Origin of the sequence: Streptococcus mitis, from assembly GCF_002860865.1 — a bacterium.
Classification (GTDB): domain Bacteria; phylum Bacillota; class Bacilli; order Lactobacillales; family Streptococcaceae; genus Streptococcus; species Streptococcus mitis_AT.
On record NZ_PKIE01000001.1, the window covers coordinates 39,191 to 55,246 of the forward strand.

Annotated in this window: 12 protein-coding genes; 9 read left to right on the plus strand and 3 right to left on the minus strand. The window is 43.2% G+C overall.

All coding sequences use genetic code 11. The features are described 5' to 3' along the window. Nucleotides 1–5 precede the first annotated feature (5 nt). The 6 genes from CYK18_RS00215 to CYK18_RS00240 all read left to right on the plus strand — a co-directional run bounded on the left by CYK18_RS00215 (nt 6) and on the right by CYK18_RS00240 (nt 6,502). Complete coding sequence (locus tag CYK18_RS00215; protein ID WP_000406242.1) at nt 6–746, plus strand: Stp1/IreP family PP2C-type Ser/Thr phosphatase; 741 nt, start codon at nt 6–8, stop codon at nt 744–746. Continuing rightward, nucleotides 743–2,644 carry a Stk1 family PASTA domain-containing Ser/Thr kinase gene (gene pknB / locus CYK18_RS00220; protein WP_000614551.1) on the plus strand — a complete coding sequence of 634 codons (1,902 nt, stop codon included), beginning with the start codon at nt 743–745 and terminating at the stop codon, nt 2,642–2,644. The genes CYK18_RS00215 and pknB overlap by 4 nt, the downstream gene beginning before the upstream one ends. A gap of 88 nt (nt 2,645–2,732) precedes the next feature. Continuing rightward, nucleotides 2,733–3,491 carry a threonine/serine exporter family protein gene (locus tag CYK18_RS00225; RefSeq protein ID WP_101784416.1) on the plus strand — a complete coding sequence of 253 codons (759 nt, stop codon included), beginning with the start codon at nt 2,733–2,735 and terminating at the stop codon, nt 3,489–3,491. Between the two features lies 1 nt (nt 3,492). Next, nucleotides 3,493–3,942 (plus strand): threonine/serine exporter family protein, encoded by a 450-nt coding sequence (locus CYK18_RS00230; RefSeq protein WP_020901615.1) that lies wholly within the window; start codon nt 3,493–3,495, stop codon nt 3,940–3,942. A gap of 113 nt (nt 3,943–4,055) precedes the next feature. Further along, nucleotides 4,056–5,228, plus strand: a complete 1,173-nt coding sequence (locus CYK18_RS00235; protein ID WP_180948005.1) for a hydroxymethylglutaryl-CoA synthase — start codon at nt 4,056–4,058, stop codon at nt 5,226–5,228. Next, entirely contained in the window at nt 5,228–6,502 is a 1,275-nt protein-coding gene (locus CYK18_RS00240) for a hydroxymethylglutaryl-CoA reductase, degradative (protein ID WP_101784420.1), read from the plus strand. The genes CYK18_RS00235 and CYK18_RS00240 overlap by 1 nt, the downstream gene beginning before the upstream one ends. A gap of 35 nt (nt 6,503–6,537) precedes the next feature. Here the strand turns inward: CYK18_RS00240 and CYK18_RS00245 are convergent, their stop codons facing one another. Together CYK18_RS00245 and CYK18_RS00250 are read right to left on the minus strand one after the other, a co-directional pair. After that, on the minus strand, nt 6,538–7,503 hold the full coding sequence (locus CYK18_RS00245; protein ID WP_101784422.1) for a LacI family DNA-binding transcriptional regulator: 966 nt from the start codon (nt 7,501–7,503) through the stop codon (nt 6,538–6,540). Then, nucleotides 7,484–8,938, minus strand: coding sequence for a sucrose-6-phosphate hydrolase (locus tag CYK18_RS00250; protein ID WP_101784425.1), 1,455 nt, complete (start codon nt 8,936–8,938; stop codon nt 7,484–7,486). The genes CYK18_RS00245 and CYK18_RS00250 overlap by 20 nt, the downstream gene beginning before the upstream one ends. A gap of 379 nt (nt 8,939–9,317) precedes the next feature. Here CYK18_RS00250 and CYK18_RS00265 point away from each other — a divergent pair, with 379 nt between their 5' ends. After that, entirely contained in the window at nt 9,318–11,204 is a 1,887-nt protein-coding gene (locus tag CYK18_RS00265; protein WP_084862947.1) for a sucrose-specific PTS transporter subunit IIBC, read from the plus strand. Nucleotides 11,205–11,353: 149 nt separating this feature from the next. Continuing rightward, a complete protein-coding gene (scrK, locus tag CYK18_RS00270; RefSeq protein WP_000164310.1) occupies nt 11,354–12,241 on the plus strand; it encodes a fructokinase ScrK in 888 nt (295 codons plus the stop codon). A 42-nt stretch (nt 12,242–12,283) separates the two neighbouring features. On the opposite strand, the gene CYK18_RS00275 is transcribed toward scrK, so the two are convergent. Then, complete coding sequence (locus CYK18_RS00275) at nt 12,284–12,901, minus strand: TVP38/TMEM64 family protein (protein WP_000076185.1); 618 nt, start codon at nt 12,899–12,901, stop codon at nt 12,284–12,286. A gap of 147 nt (nt 12,902–13,048) precedes the next feature. Here CYK18_RS00275 and CYK18_RS00280 point away from each other — a divergent pair, with 147 nt between their 5' ends. Then, nucleotides 13,049–16,039: a type I restriction endonuclease subunit R gene (locus tag CYK18_RS00280; protein WP_101784427.1), complete on the plus strand. Its 2,991-nt coding sequence runs from the start codon at nt 13,049–13,051 to the stop codon at nt 16,037–16,039. Nucleotides 16,040–16,056 lie beyond the last annotated feature (17 nt).

Consider the following 16,056-nt stretch of genomic DNA (forward strand, 5'->3'; position numbering starts at 1 on the left):
GACACATGGAAATTTCATTATTAACAGATGTTGGTCAGAAACGAACAAATAACCAAGACTATGTCAACCACTATGTCAATAGAGCTGGGCGTACCATGATTATTTTAGCTGATGGGATGGGAGGTCATCGCGCAGGGAATATCGCTAGTGAAATGGCGGTAACAGACCTAGGTATAGCTTGGGTTGATACCCAAATCGATACAGTCAATGAAGTGCGTGAATGGTTCGCTAATTACCTAGAAATTGAAAATCAAAAGATTCATCAACTTGGGCAAGATGATGCCTATAAAGGAATGGGAACAACTCTAGAAGCTGTTGCTATTATTGGCAATCAGGCTATCTATGCTCATATTGGAGATTCTCGTATCGGTTTGATTCGTGGAGAAGAATACCACCAGTTAACGAGCGATCATTCCTTGGTCAATGAATTGCTTAAAGCAGGTCAATTGACACCAGAAGAAGCAGCTAGCCATCCACAGAAAAATATTATTACTCAATCTATCGGTCAAAAAGATGAAGTTCAACCTGATTTTGGAATGATTACCCTTGAGCCAGGTGACTATCTCTTGCTCAATAGTGATGGTTTGACCAACATGATTTCAGGAAGTGAGATTTGTGATATTGTAACCAGTGATATTCCTTTGGCAGATAAAACAGCGACGCTCGTACGTTTTGCTAACAATGCAGGAGGTTTAGACAACATTACGGTTGCCCTTGTTTCTATGAACGAGGAGGATGCAGAATGATCCAAATCGGCAAGATTTTTGCCGGACGCTATCGGATTGTGAAACAGATTGGCCGAGGAGGCATGGCAGATGTCTATTTGGCCAAGGATTTAATTCTAGACGGAGAAGAAGTGGCAGTGAAGGTCCTGAGGACCAACTACCAGACGGACCCGATAGCTGTAGCTCGTTTTCAGCGTGAAGCGAGAGCTATGGCAGATCTAGACCATCCTCATATCGTTCGGATAACAGATATTGGTGAGGAAGACGGTCAACAGTATCTTGCAATGGAGTATGTTGCTGGACTAGACCTTAAACGCTATATCAAGGAACACTATCCTCTTTCTAATGAAGAAGCAGTCCGTATCATGGGGCAAATCCTCCTAGCCATGCGTTTGGCCCATACTAGAGGAATTGTTCACAGGGACTTGAAACCTCAAAATATCCTTTTGACACCAGATGGGACTGCCAAGGTCACAGACTTTGGGATTGCTGTAGCCTTTGCAGAGACAAGTCTGACTCAGACTAACTCTATGCTGGGTTCGGTTCATTACTTGTCACCAGAGCAGGCGCGTGGTTCTAAGGCTACTGTACAGAGTGATATCTATGCCATGGGGATTATTTTCTATGAGATGCTGACAGGCCATATCCCTTATGACGGGGATAGTGCGGTGACCATCGCCCTTCAGCATTTCCAGAAACCACTGCCATCAGTTATTGATGAAAATCCATCTGTGCCTCAGGCTTTGGAGAATGTTGTTATCAAGGCAACTGCCAAGAAATTGACAGATCGTTATCAGTCAGTTGCAGAGATGTATGTGGACTTGTCTAGTAGCTTATCTTACAATCGTCGCAATGAGCCTAAACTGGTATTTAATGATACTACTAAGGCGGACACCAAGACACTACCGAAGGTATCCCAGAGTACCTTGACTTCGATTCCTAAGGTGCAAACACAAAGTCCGAAGCCACAGACTGCGAAACCGAGTCAGCAGGTTTCAGAAGACAATTACGCAAGCAAGCCTGTTAAGAAACGGAAATTTAGAGTTCGTTATATGATTTTGTTGGCCAGCATTGTATTGGTGGCAGCCTCTCTGATTTGGATACTATCCAGAACTCCTGCAACCATTGCCATTCCAGATGTGGCAGGTCAGACAGTTGCGGAAGCCAAGGAAACGCTCAAGAAAGCCAATTTTGAGATTGGCGAGGAGAAATCAGAGGCTAGTGAAAAGGTGGAAGAAGGGCGGATTATCCGTACAGATCCTGAAGCTGGAAAGACTCGAAAAGAAGGTTCGAAAATCAATTTGGTTGTCTCATCAGGCAAGCAATCTTTCCAATTGAGTAACTATATCGGCCGTAAATCGACAGATGTTATAGCAGAACTCAAGCAGAAGAAGGTTCCTGAAAATCTCATCAAAATTGAGGAAGAAGAATCAAGTGAGAGCGAAGCAGGAACTGTTCTCAGACAGAGTCCAGCTGCTGGAACAACCTATGATTTGAGCAAGGCCTCAACGATTACCTTAACCGTTGCTAAGAAAGTAACCAGCGTTTCTATGCCAAGTTATAAAGGATCTAGTCTTGAATTTACTAAAAATAATCTTGTTCAAATTGTTGGGATTAAGGAAGCCAATATTGAAGTTGTAGAAGTGTCGACAGCTCCTGATGGAACTGCTGAGGGTACAGTCGTTGAACAGAGTCCAAAAGCGGGTGAAAAGGTTGATTTGACTAAGACGCGTGTCAAGATTTCAATCTACAAACCAAAAACACCACCGTCAACGTCATCATCAGCACCATCCCAACGTGGAAACCAAGGTTCTACTACGACACCAAGTCAGGGGAACCAACAAGGAAATCAACGAGGGAATGCACCTGCTACTACTCAATCAAGTAGTGAAGGGAACCACGAAAATTCTCGTGATTAAACGAATCTTTGTCATGATTTCATGGCAAAGATTTTTTTTGACTCTAGATTTGTGATAGAATAGAAGGAGTTGATAAAAGGAGGAAAGCATGGAAGAATCAAAAGAATTAAATGCCGTTATTGATGTGATTATGTTAGCTGGAACCATTCTCCTCAAAAGTGGTTCAGAGATTCATCGCGTAGAAGATACCATGATTCGGATTGCGCATTCGCAGGGGATTGTGGATTGTAATGTTCTTGCCATGCCTGCCGCTATCTTTTTCTCGATTGAAAATACCAATATTTCGCGTATGAAGCGCGTTACCTCCTCTTCTTATAACATCGAAAAAGTCTGCGATGTGAACCAGATTTCTCGTCAGCTGGTTGGGGGGCGGATTGATTTAGAGACAGCCTTCAAGCAATTGACGGCCATACAAGCTCAATCGCTTCCCTATACCAAGTTGCAGGTGACTCTGGCTGCGACCTTTAGTGCTCCTTTCTTTTCAGTTATGTTTAGTGGAAACATCTACGACGCACTTGGGGCAGGAGTGGCTACCTTATTTGGTTTTGCCTTTTCTCTCTATGTGGAAAAATTTATCCGAATTCCCTTTGTGACGGCCTTTGCTGGAGCCTTTGTCTTTGGGATGATAGCCCAGTTTTGGGCTCGCTACACAGGTTTTCCCTCAACAGCAGATTTGATTATAGCTGGTGCTGTCATGCCTTTTGTACCAGGTATTGCCTTGACCAATGCGGTTCGTGATATTATGACCAACCACATAAACTCTGGTATGAGTAAGATGTTTGAATCTCTACTCATTACCCTTGCTTTAGGGGCAGGAACTTCTGTCGCCTTGGTATTGATGAATTAATATGACACTAACAACCTTTTTATTACAAGCAGTAGCAAGTCTTCTTGCTATTATTACCTTTCTAATCGTACTCAATGTTCAGCGGTCCATGCTCTTACCAGGAGGAATTTTGGGCATGGCTGTCTGGCTGATTTATCTCTTGCTCAAGGAACCGACCAATGTTATTGTGGCTACTTTTATTGCAGCCATTATTGGTTCTTGTGTCAGCCAGATTTTAAGTATTCTTTATAAGACACCTGCTGTGGTCTTTATCTTAGCCATCTTGGCACCTCTGGTTCCGGGTTATCTCTCCTATCGGACAACTGCCTTTTTTGTGACAGGAGATTACAGTCATGCCATTGCTAGTGCAACCTTGGTTGTTATGCTGGCTTTGGTGATTTCCATTGGAATGGCTAGCGGAACAGTGATTCTCAGGCTTTATTCTCACTTACGAAAACAGCATAATGGTTAGAATAATAAGAGACTTGATTTGGTGAATCAAGTCTTTTTTCTCTCTTTTACTGCTATTTGTGATAAAATAGTATAGAACGATTTTTTACAATGAATGATAAAACAGAGGTAAATATGACAATCGGTATTGATAAGATTGGTTTTGCGACCAGTCAATATGTCTTGAAATTACAAGACTTAGCAGAAGCGAGGGGAATTGACCCTGAAAAATTAAGCAAAGGACTCTTGCTCAAGGAATTGAGTATTGCGCCCCTAACTGAGGATATCGTGACCTTGGCGGCCAGTGCAAGTGATTCTATTTTAACTGAGCAAGAAAGATCAGAAATTGATATGGTCATTGTGGCTACTGAGTCAGGAATTGACCAGAGTAAAGCTGCGGCCGTCTTTGTGCATGGTTTGCTGGGCATCCAGCCCTTTGCTCGTAGTTTCGAGATTAAAGAAGCCTGCTATGGAGCGACAGCGGCCCTTCATTATGCCAAATTGCATGTGGAAAATTCTCCAGAGTCCAAGGTTTTGGTCATTGCCAGTGATATTGCCAAGTACGGTATTGAAACTCCAGGAGAACCAACTCAGGGTGCTGGCAGTGTGGCCATGTTAATTACACAAAATCCACGCATTATGGCCTTTAATAATGACAATGTGGCCCAGACTCGTGACATCATGGATTTCTGGCGTCCAAATTACTCAACAACCCCTTATGTAAATGGTGTTTATTCTACCCAGCAATACTTGGATAGTTTGAAAACGACTTGGCTTGAATATCAAAAACGCTACCAGCTTACTTTGGGTGATTTTGCAGCTGTATGCTTCCACTTGCCTTACCCTAAATTAGCGCTAAAAGGCTTGAAAAAAATCATGGATAAGAGCCTGCCTCAAGAGAAAAAAGACCTCTTGCAAAAGCATTTTGACCAGTCTATTCTCTACAGTCAAAAGGTGGGGAATATCTATACAGGTTCCCTTTTCCTCGGACTTTTGTCTCTCTTGGAAAATACAGATAGCTTGAAGGCTGGGGATAAAATTGCCCTTTATAGTTACGGAAGTGGGGCTGTGGCTGAGTTCTTCAGTGGTGAATTGGTTGAAGGATATGAAGCTTATCTGGATAAAGACCGCTTGAACAAGCTCAACCAACGAACTGCCCTGTCTGTTGCAGACTACGAAAAGGTCTTCTTTGAGGAAGTAGAGTTAGATGAAACAAACTCTGCCCAGTTTACTGGCTATGAAAATCAAGATTTTGCCTTGGTTGAAATTATCGACCACCAACGCCGTTATAGCAAGGTTGAAAAATAATGAAGATAAGTTGGAATGGATTTTCAAAAAAATCATACCAAGAGCGCCTAGAGCTGTTAAAAGCTCAGGCGCTCCTTAGTCCTGAGAGACAAGAGAGTTTGGAGCAGGATGAACAGATGAGTGTGACTGTGGCAGACCAGCTGAGTGAGAATGTGGTGGGAACTTTTTCTTTACCTTATTCGATGGTTCCAGAGGTTCTTGTCAACGGTCAGGAATACACAGTTCCTTATGTGACAGAAGAGCCCTCTGTGGTTGCTGCGGCCAGTTATGCAAGTAAAATTATCAAGCGAGCAGGTGGCTTTACTGCTCAGGTTCATGAGCGCCGGATGATTGGTCAGGTAGCCCTTTATCAAGTTGCTGATCCTGAACAAGTGCAAGAGAAGATTGCCAGCAAGAAAGCAGAACTCTTGGAGCTTGCCAATCAAGCCTATCCTTCTATTGTTAAACGTGGAGGTGGGGCGCGTGATTTGCATGTAGAGCAGATAAAAGGCGAAACAGACTTTCTCGTTGTTTATCTCCATGTCGATACCCAGGAAGCCATGGGTGCTAATATGCTCAACACCATGCTGGAGGCCTTGAAACCAGTCTTAGAAGAACTCAGTCAGGGTCAAAGTCTTATGGGAATCCTGTCCAACTACGCGACCGATTCTCTGGTGACTGCAAGTTGTCGTATCGCCTTTCGCTACTTGAGCCGCCAAAAGGAGCAAGGACGGGAGATTGCGGAGAAAATAGCTTTGGCTAGTCAGTTTGCGCAGGCTGATCCTTACCGAGCTGCTACTCATAATAAAGGGATTTTTAATGGTATAGATGCCATTTTAATAGCCACTGGTAATGACTGGCGTGCTATTGAGGCAGGAGCTCATGCTTTTGCCAGTCGAGACGGGCGCTATCAAGGTCTTAGTCAATGGACGCTGGACCTTGAAAGAGAAGAATTAGTTGGTGAGATGACCCTGCCCATGCCTGTGGCGACCAAGGGTGGCTCTATCGGTCTCAACCCTCGTGTAGCCCTCAGTCATGAACTACTGGGAAATCCTTCTGCCAAAGAATTAGCTCAGATTATCGTGGCTATCGGGCTTGCCCAAAACTTTGCTGCCCTGAAAGCTTTGGTGAGTACAGGAATCCAGCAAGGCCACATGAAATTGCAGGCCAAATCCTTAGCTCTCCTAGCAGGAGCCAGTGAATCCGAGGTAGCTCCCCTAGTCGAGCGCCTCATCGCAGATAAAACCTTTAATCTAGAAACTGCCCAGCGTTATCTAGAAAACTTAAGATCATAAAAAACTCAGACGAATTGGTCTGAGTTTTCTTGTGCTTAAATACTTTTTCCTGGTAATAATGTAACTGGTAAGAAGTAACCAGTTGTCGCGACTTCCTTGCCTTCGATTTTTTGCAAGAGAAGGTCAACAGTGAGGCAGGCAATCTCTTCCAAGGGTTGCTTAATAGTAGCCAGTTGAGGATAGTAATTCTCGATAAAATAGGTACCATCGTAACCGATGACCTTGAGCTCTTCTGGGACAGAAATGCCCAATTCTTGAGCAATTTTAATGACTAGAATAGAGGTCAAATCATCCGAAGCAAAAATGGCATCTGGTTTTTGACGGGTCAAGATATTCTTGATTTCCATTTCTTTTCTGACAGGAGAAAAGTCACTGGAAACATTGATAATAGGTGCTTTGGGGAGTACGGATGCAAAGCCAGCGTGGCGTAGCCCAGTTGGCGAATTGGAATTGTCATTCCCTGTAATCATAATGATAGACTGGGCGCCTGTCTTAACCAAGGTCTGGGCAGCAAGAACCCCACCAGCATAGTTGTCAGAGGAGACGACAGGAATGTCTGGTGACAGATTGCGGTCGAAGGAAATAATTGGTGCTGTCACGCGATTGTAGTCTTCTATTCCCAAGTTGTGACTACCAGAAATGATGCCGTCTACCTGATTGGCTTCCAACATTTCGATGTATTCACGTTCCTTCTCAGAGTCGTGTTCGCTGTTGCAGATGATGGTCTTGTAACCATTTTTAAAGAGTTGGTGTTCCAGCTTATCAATTAATTCTGCATAGAAAACGTTGGAAATATTAGGGAAAATCAAACCGATTAATTTGGCTGATTTTCCTTGCAAGCTACGAGCTAGGTTGTTGGGTTTATAGCCCAATTCTCGCATGGCTTCATTGACTTTTTGAATGGTTTTTTCAGAGAGATAACCTTTTTTGTTGATAACCCGAGAAACGGTAGTAGGGCTGACGCCTGCAAGTTTGGCGACATCAGTTAGTTTTGCGACCATAATCTAATTCATAGTAAGTTCCAGTTGGTGTTCCAGATTTAATCAGGATACCATTTTGGTCCGCATGTGGGAAGACACGACCAGAAAATACTTTTTCTCCTTTATTGATGAAAACTTCAAAGACAGAGTTATCGATGAAGATTGTAGCAGTAGTAGCTTGATTGTCGATAGGGCAAGAACGAATTGTCCCAAATTCTTGGGCATACTGTTCACCAGCCTGGCTACGATCTACTGTCACTTGACCATTTACAAGATCAAAGTTGATGGAAAGTCCCTTGCCTTCTTTATCAGCAAGTAAGACAATCTCGCTCTGGCTATTAGCTTCCAAGCTGAGTTCAAGTTCGTAAGTGTTATTGGTTTGAGCACGATTTGAGAAGGCTTCTTCAGAGGCACGAAGGTCCTTGATAGCTGTGACTGGGTATTGGTAGAGTTTACCGTCTTTGATAGTGAGTTCTTTGACCAAAGAGAAGGTTCCTTGGTGGTCAAAACGGTCAGATGGATATGAAACATCAGGCAAGCCAAGCCAGCTAACAGCTAGAGCGCGTCCATCAGGAGCGTTGAAGGCTTGAGTTGCATAGGCTTCGAAACCATAGTCCATGTTTTGAAGTTGAGACACATCTACCATTTTGGCATTTTCAGGGTCAAAGGAAGCCCCAATCTTATACATATTTGGATAGATATTGTCGTAGTCTAGAACATCTTTATCCAATCCTTGTGGGCAGTAGAGAAGGACAGGTTGCTCGCCTACAAAGACCAGGTTTGGACATTCCATCATGTAGGCAGTGCGGTCGTTAGCAAAGTCAAGGTCGCCAACTGCTTGCCAGTTTGTGTAGTCGTTGTCTACAGCCTTGTAGAGACGGACGAAGCCTTTTTTCTCCAAGTCCTGTCCACCGACGATAGCATAGTATTGGCCCTTGAAGTTAAAAATTTGCGGATCACGGAAGTGGTCAGTAGAGTCTGCTGGCTGGTCGATCAAGATCTTATCAATCTTTGTAATCTTGCCATCCTTGTCCATCAAAGCTCCGATCTGGTATGGGTGACGGATCCAGTTTTCATCACGAACATTTCCTGTATAAAATAGGAACAAGTTATCGCCAAACTGCATGGCAGAACCAGAGTAGGCACCGTGGCTATCTAATGGAGTGTCAGGCAAAACTTTGACTCCAGTTTCTGTGAAATGAACCAAGTCCTCACTTTCCAATTGAACCCAAGATTTCAAACCATGGGCTGCACCAAAAGGAAAGTTCTGATAAAAAACAATCCACTTTCCATCAAAGTAAGAAAAGCCATTTGGGTCGTTTAGGAGTCCTGTTTTTGGCTCAACATGGTAATGAGTATGCCATGGAGATTGTGCCATATTTTCTTTTATATGTTGAATTTCTTCTTGCGTCCAATCTTGATAAAGTCTGTAACGACGCTCAGTTGTCCATTTCATTCATTCATTCCTCCAAAAATCTTATCACTTTTAATAGTAACCGTTTTCGGAAAAAAAAGCAAGCCTTTTATGTTAAAAAAAAGAAAAAACTGTCAAACGTTTGTCACAAAATAAATGCAGGAAATCAATCAAATTTTCACGAAAATATGAAAGAGAATGAAACAAAACCCTTTTAAATAAGATTTTAAACTTATTTTTTCAAGGAATACCTGATAAAACAGTCAAAATCAATCAATCTAAAGCATGCTTACTAAGTGGATAGAATATTTTTTCTGCAAAACGCTTGACATATTTCTAAAACATGATAAAATAATAGTCGTAGGGCGGATAAAATCGCTTTCAAACAAGAACAAAATTTTATATAAGGAGATTTTTGCAAATGAACAATCAGGAAATTGCAAAAAAAGTCATCGATGCCTTGGGCGGACGTGAAAATGTCAACAGTGTTGCCCACTGTGCGACTCGTCTTCGTGTCATGGTCAAAGATGAAGGAAAAATCAATAAAGAAGTGATTGAGAACTTGGAAAAAGTTCAAGGTGCTTTCTTTAACTCAGGTCAATACCAAATCATCTTTGGTACAGGTACAGTTAACAAAATGTACGATGAAGTTGTTGCACTTGGTTTGCCAACATCATCTAAAGATGATATGAAAGCAGAAGCTGCCAAACAAGGGAACTGGTTCCAACGTGCTATCCGTACTTTCGGTGACGTTTTCGTTCCAATCATCCCAGTTATCGTAGCAACAGGTCTTTTCATGGGTGTACGTGGTCTATTGACTGCTCTTGGAATGACACTTCCAGCTGACGTGACAACTTACACGCAAATCTTGACAGATACAGCCTTTATCATCTTGCCAGGTTTGGTTGTGTGGTCAACCTTCCGTGTATTCGGTGGAAATCCAGCCGTTGGTATCGTTCTTGGTATGATGCTTGTTTCTGACTCGCTTCCAAACGCTTGGGCAGTCGCTTCAGGTGGTGAAGTAACAGCTATGAACTTCTTTGGTTTCATCCCTGTTGTTGGTTTGCAAGGTTCTGTTCTTCCAGCCTTCATCATCGGGGTTGTCGGAGCTAAATTTGAAAAAGCTGTCCGCAAGGTTGTTCCAGATGTCATTGACCTCTTGGTAACGCCATTTGTTACACTTTTGGTCATGTCTATCCTTGGACTCTTTGTCATTGGACCGGTCTTCCACGTCGTTGAAAACTACATCCTTATCGCTACAAAAGCGATCCTCAGCTTGCCATTTGGTCTTGGTGGTTTCTTGATCGGTGGGGTTCACCAATTGATTGTCGTGTCAGGTGTGCACCACATTTTCAACTTGCTTGAAGTTCAATTGCTTGCTGCTGACCATGCTAACCCATTCAACGCGATCATCACAGCTGCTATGACAGCTCAAGGTGCTGCGACTGTTGCGGTTGGTGTTAAAACTAAAAATCCAAAACTAAAAACACTTGCTTTCCCAGCTGCTCTTTCTGCCTTCCTAGGTATTACAGAGCCTGCTATTTTCGGGGTTAACTTGCGTTTCCGTAAACCATTCTTCCTTTCATTGATTGCTGGTGCAATCGGTGGTGGATTGGCTTCTATCCTTGGACTTGCAGGTACTGGTAATGGTATCACCGTCATCCCTGGTACAATGCTTTACATCGGTAACGGACAACTTGCACAATACCTTCTTATGGTAGCTGTATCATTCGTTCTTGGTTTCGCTCTTACTTATATGTTTGGTTATGAGGATGAAAAAGAAGTTGCTACTGAAGTAGAGACAGAACGTTTGGTCCAAGAAGAAACAACTGGTAACATTCCAGCAACTCTTCAAAATGAAACACTTGTAACTCCTATCGTTGGTGACGTTGTTGCTCTTGCTGATGTTAATGACCCAGTATTCTCAAGTGGAGCTATGGGACAAGGTATCGCTGTGAAACCTAGCCAAGGTGTGGTATATGCACCAGCTGATGCTGAAGTTTCAATTGCCTTTCCAACAGGACACGCTTTTGGTTTGAAAACAACTGATGGTGCTGAAGTTTTGATCCACGTTGGTATTGACACTGTATCTATGAATGGTGAAGGTTTTGAAGCAAAAGTTGCTCAAGGTGACAAGGTGAAAGCTGGCGATGTTCTTGGAACCTTTGACTCAAACAAAATTGCTGCAGCTGGACTTGATGATACAACAATGGTTATCGTTACAAATACAGCTGACTACGCTTCAGTAGCTCCAGTCGCAACAGGTTCAGTTGCGAAGGGGGATGCTGTGATCGAAGTGAAAATCTAATCAATCCTCTCTAATGTGAAAACGAACAAATGACATGTTTGTTCGTTTTTGCTTGAATGGTAAGATTTACAGAGGAAAATCTAAAAAATAGAGAAATTTAGACTTTCGAAATATGCTATAATAAAGAAAATAAAAACAAGAGGTTTATCATGACAAAATTATATGGAAGCTTGGAAGCGGGCGGTACAAAGTTTGTCTGTGCTGTCGGTGATGAAAACTTTAACGTTGTAGAAAAAACACAATTTCCAACAACAACTCCAATCGAAACAATCGATAAAACCATTGAGTTCTTCTCGAAATTCGATAATCTTGCTGGTCTTGCAGTTGGTTCATTTGGTCCGATTGATATTGATAAAAACTCAAAAACTTATGGCTTTATCACAACGACTCCAAAACCAAACTGGGCAAATGTGGACTTGCTTGGTGCCCTTCGTCGCGCTCTAAACGTGCCAATGTACTTCACTACAGACGTAAACAGCTCTGCTTATGGTGAAGTGGTTGCCCGTAACAATGCTGGTGGCCGTATCGAAAACTTGGTTTATTACACAATCGGTACAGGTATCGGTGCAGGTGTCATCCAACGTGGCGAGTTTATCGGTGGTGTGGGTCACCCTGAGATGGGTCACTACTATGTGGCTAGACACCCAATGGATATTGAAAAAGAGTTTAAGGGCGTTTGTCCTTTCCATAAGGGATGTTTGGAAGGCTATGCAGCTGGTCCAAGTTTGGAAGCTCGTACAGGTGTTCGTGGGGAAAATATTGAACTCAATAACCCTGTTTGGGATGTTCAAGCCTACTATATCGCTCAAGCTGCGGTTAATGCGACAGTGACTTTCCGCCCAGACGTGATTGTCTTTGGTGGAGGGGTCATGGCTCAACAACACATGCTGGACCGTGTCCGTGAGAAATTTACATCTCTTCTCAATGGTTACCTACCAGTACCAGATGTGCGTGATTACATTGTAACGCCCGCAGTCGCAGGAAATGGTTCTGCCACACTTGGGAACTTTGTTCTTGCAAAAGAAGTTTCAAAATAAAGCACAAAATCCGCTTGGGAAACCAAACGGATTTTTTACATGTCAAAGCATTTGCCAGAAGAAGTCGATAATATAGGTTAGACCGTAGGTATAAACCACGAGGGTAAAGGGTTTGGTCAGAATGATGATGGTCATATAGCGCTTGAAACTCATCTTGGTCAGGGCAGCCAGCATACAGAGAAAGTCAGCTGGACTAATGGGCCAAATCATCATAAAAATAAAGAAACGGTCAAAACGATTGCCCTTATCCAACCAGCCGATATACTTGTCATAGGTGCGCTTACTGACGACAGACTGAACAAAGGCAGCTCCGTAGAGGCGCACCAGATAAAAGATAATGGCACAGCCAATCACGATTCCGATATAGTTGTAGATAGTACCGATGATGTGACCGTAGATAAAGACCCCAGCGACGGAGGTCAAGGCTCCTGGAATGATAGGAACGACAGTCTGTAAAATCTGTAAAAAGATAAAGAGAGGTGGCCCCCAGATACCTGCCTGCTGGATAAAGGCAGAGAGGGTTTCCTTAGACTGTAAAATCCCAGCCTGATAAGCCCAAATACAGAAAATCAAACTCCCAACCCCACCGACAATCGATGAGATGTTGATAACTCGCTGCAGAAGGGGAGAAACAGCTTTCATTTGTTTATCCTGTGACATGTAAACTCCTCATAGATAGTATATTTCTACTATACCATATTTTGGAGGAGAAAGGGGGAATGAGTGTTTTTGCTATAGGAAGAGTGATGGATTTTGAGCCTAAACATGCTATAATAAAGGGAGCAGATAAGTAGCAAAGGAGAGAGTATGATGCAGGTAAAACCAGAACTGGAGATAGAAAAACAACTAATCAACCAACTGGTGACTGGGGAAAGTCAATGGACTTACAGAGAAGGCCTTAAAACAGAAGAGCAATTATGGGAAAACTTCTTTGAAAAGCTAGCCCAGAACAATGTGGCTCTATTGGCAGATCATCCCCTGACAGAACAGGAAAAACGCCAGATAAAGAATCAACTGAACTTTGTTAGCTACTATGATGCGACCAAGTGGTTGGTCGGCGAAAATGGCATTGCCAAGGTTGAGGTTCAGAGAGAAGATGCTAGTTTGGGGACTATCCGTTTATCTGTCATTTGGCGAGACAATATCGCAGCTGGTAAGTCTAGTTATGAGGTTGTCAACCAAGTCGAGAGAGATAAGATAAATCCTCAGGATCAAGACCGCAGGCTAGATGTGACCCTCTTGATCAATGGTCTTCCAATGATTCAGATCGAGCTTAAAAGTCCCCGAGTTGCTTTTTTAGATGCCTTTCATCAAATCAAGAAGTATGACCGCGAAGGCAAGTTCCGTGGCATCTACTCTAGCTTACAGATGTTTGTTGTGACCAATAAAGTAGACACACGCTATATTGCTGCAGCTAGGGAAAATAAACTCAACAAGCAATTTCTAACCAAGTGGGTGGATAAAGACAACCAACCCATAACGAGCTTGACCAGCTTTGCCCACGAAGTCCTTTCCATACCTCGTGCTCATCAGATGGTCATGCAGTATTCTGTTCTTGATGATAGTAAGAAGGCTCTTATCCTTCTGCGTCCCTACCAGATCCATGCAATCGAAGCAGTGCAAGAAGCTTCTCGCCAGCAAGCATCAGGATATGTCTGGCACACGACAGGTTCAGGTAAGACCTTGACCTCCTATAAGGTAGCTCGGAATCTCCTCCAGATTCCATCCATCCAAAAGACGATTTTTGTCGTTGACCGCAGAGACTTGGACCAACAGACTACTTCGTCATTTCTCTCCTATGCGACCAATGATGTCATTGATATTGATGAGACGGATAATACCCATGATTTGGTCAAGCGACTAGGAAGTAATGATAAGCGTGTGGTGGTAACAACTATCCAGAAAATCACCACTATGATGCGTAAGTTTGAGCAAGGTCTTTACCAAAGAGATGCGGACAAAATCAGGGGCCTCCGAGTGGCCTTTGTCGTGGATGAATGCCACCGTGCCGTAACACCTCAAACACAAAAAGACATTAAGGCCTTTTTTCCACAGTCTCTCTGGTATGGTTTTACAGGCACACCTATCTTTAAGGAGAATAAACGCCAGCAGGTCGGTGACCTAGCTCAGACCACCCAACAGCAATACGGTGACCGTCTCCATGAGTATACAGTCAAGGAAGCCATCCATGATGGTGCTGTTTTAGGCTTTAAGGTAGATTATCGCAATACCCTCATCACGGATAAGTCTGAAAATGACATACCAGATACTGTCTACGAGGATGAGGAGCATATGCTGGAAGTCTTGGATGCCATTATCAATAAATCCCGTCAACAGCTAGGCTTCCAAAAAGGAGTAGGTAAGACCTACAATGCCATCCTGACCGTCAAATCCATCCCTCAAGCCCAAGCCTACTACGACCTCCTCAAACTGGTCAAGGCTGGGGAGACGAGAGTCAAGGTATCGGAAAGGGTCAAGCAGGTTCTTCCTGACTTTCCAAAGGCGACCATCACCTACTCTATTACGGAGAATGAAGAAGAGTCAAGAGCCAATCAAGACCACATGAAGCAAGTCTTAGAGGACTACAACCAAGAGTTTGATACCCATTTTACCATGGCGGATCTTCGTGGCTTTAATACGGATGTCAATAACCGCCTAGCTCGAAAGCAGGACAAATACCTCTATCGCAATGAACAGTTGGACTTGGTTATCGTGGTCAATCGTCTCTTAACAGGATTTGATGCCCCTTGTCTGTCAACTCTTTTTATTGACCGCAAGCCTATGCAACCGCAGGACTTGATTCAGGCTTTTAGCCGAACCAACCGTATTTTTGATAGCAGTAAGACCTACGGTCATATCATCACCTTCCAAAAGCCTCTAGCCTTTAAGGAAGCAGTAGATAATGCCCTCAAGCTCTACTCAAATGGTGGTGAAAACGAGGTTCTAGCACCGAGTTGGGAAGAGGAAAAGAGGAACTTTTTACGGAGTTGCAGTGATTTCCAAAATCTCATCACAGATGATCCTGAGGAAGGACTCCAAATCGAGCAAGTCTCTACGCCTGAGTTGAGGAAACTAGCTAAAACCTATCAAGCCTTTGATAAATACCTAGCCTCTATCCGAGTGTACAAAGAGTATGATGAGGAAGAGCTTTACAGTCAGACAGGACTTGATGGAGAAAAGTTGGAAAGGTATCTGGGACTTTATCGAAATGTCCTTGCAGAATTAAAAAGCCGAGTAGAGGATGATGACGATGGTGAACCACTTGATATCCACTATGAACTGGAGTCTATCCAAGTGGACGAGATTAACTATGCCTATATCTTGACCTTGATCCAAAGCCTGATTGAACAAGGTCAAAGTCAAGAAAAGAACCTAAGCGCTCAAGATAGGGAAGCCGTGGATAACTATATTCAGAGTCTTGAGAAGACCAATCCAAATCTTGCACAGATTATCACTGAACTTTGGAGAGAGGTACAAGAACATCCAGCAAGTTATCGTGGTCAGTCTATCGCAAATATCTTGGATCAGATGATAGAGGCGGTTATCCAGCAACATATTCAAGTCTTTAGCAAGTGCTGGTATGTCGGGGAGGATGAACTCCGTTACTATGTCGAACACTACCGTAAGGGAGCTAAAAAACAACTAGGAGAAAGCCAGCTGACCAAGAGCCAGCGTTATCATGACTATAAGCTAGAGGTGGCGGATGCCCTCAATCCTCTCCTCTATAAAAAACAAATCAAGGAAGCCTATACCCAGCTAGTAGAGGAAGTCATTGAGCCTTTGAGGGTTGGAAGATAGTAAAACTTTGGAGGAAA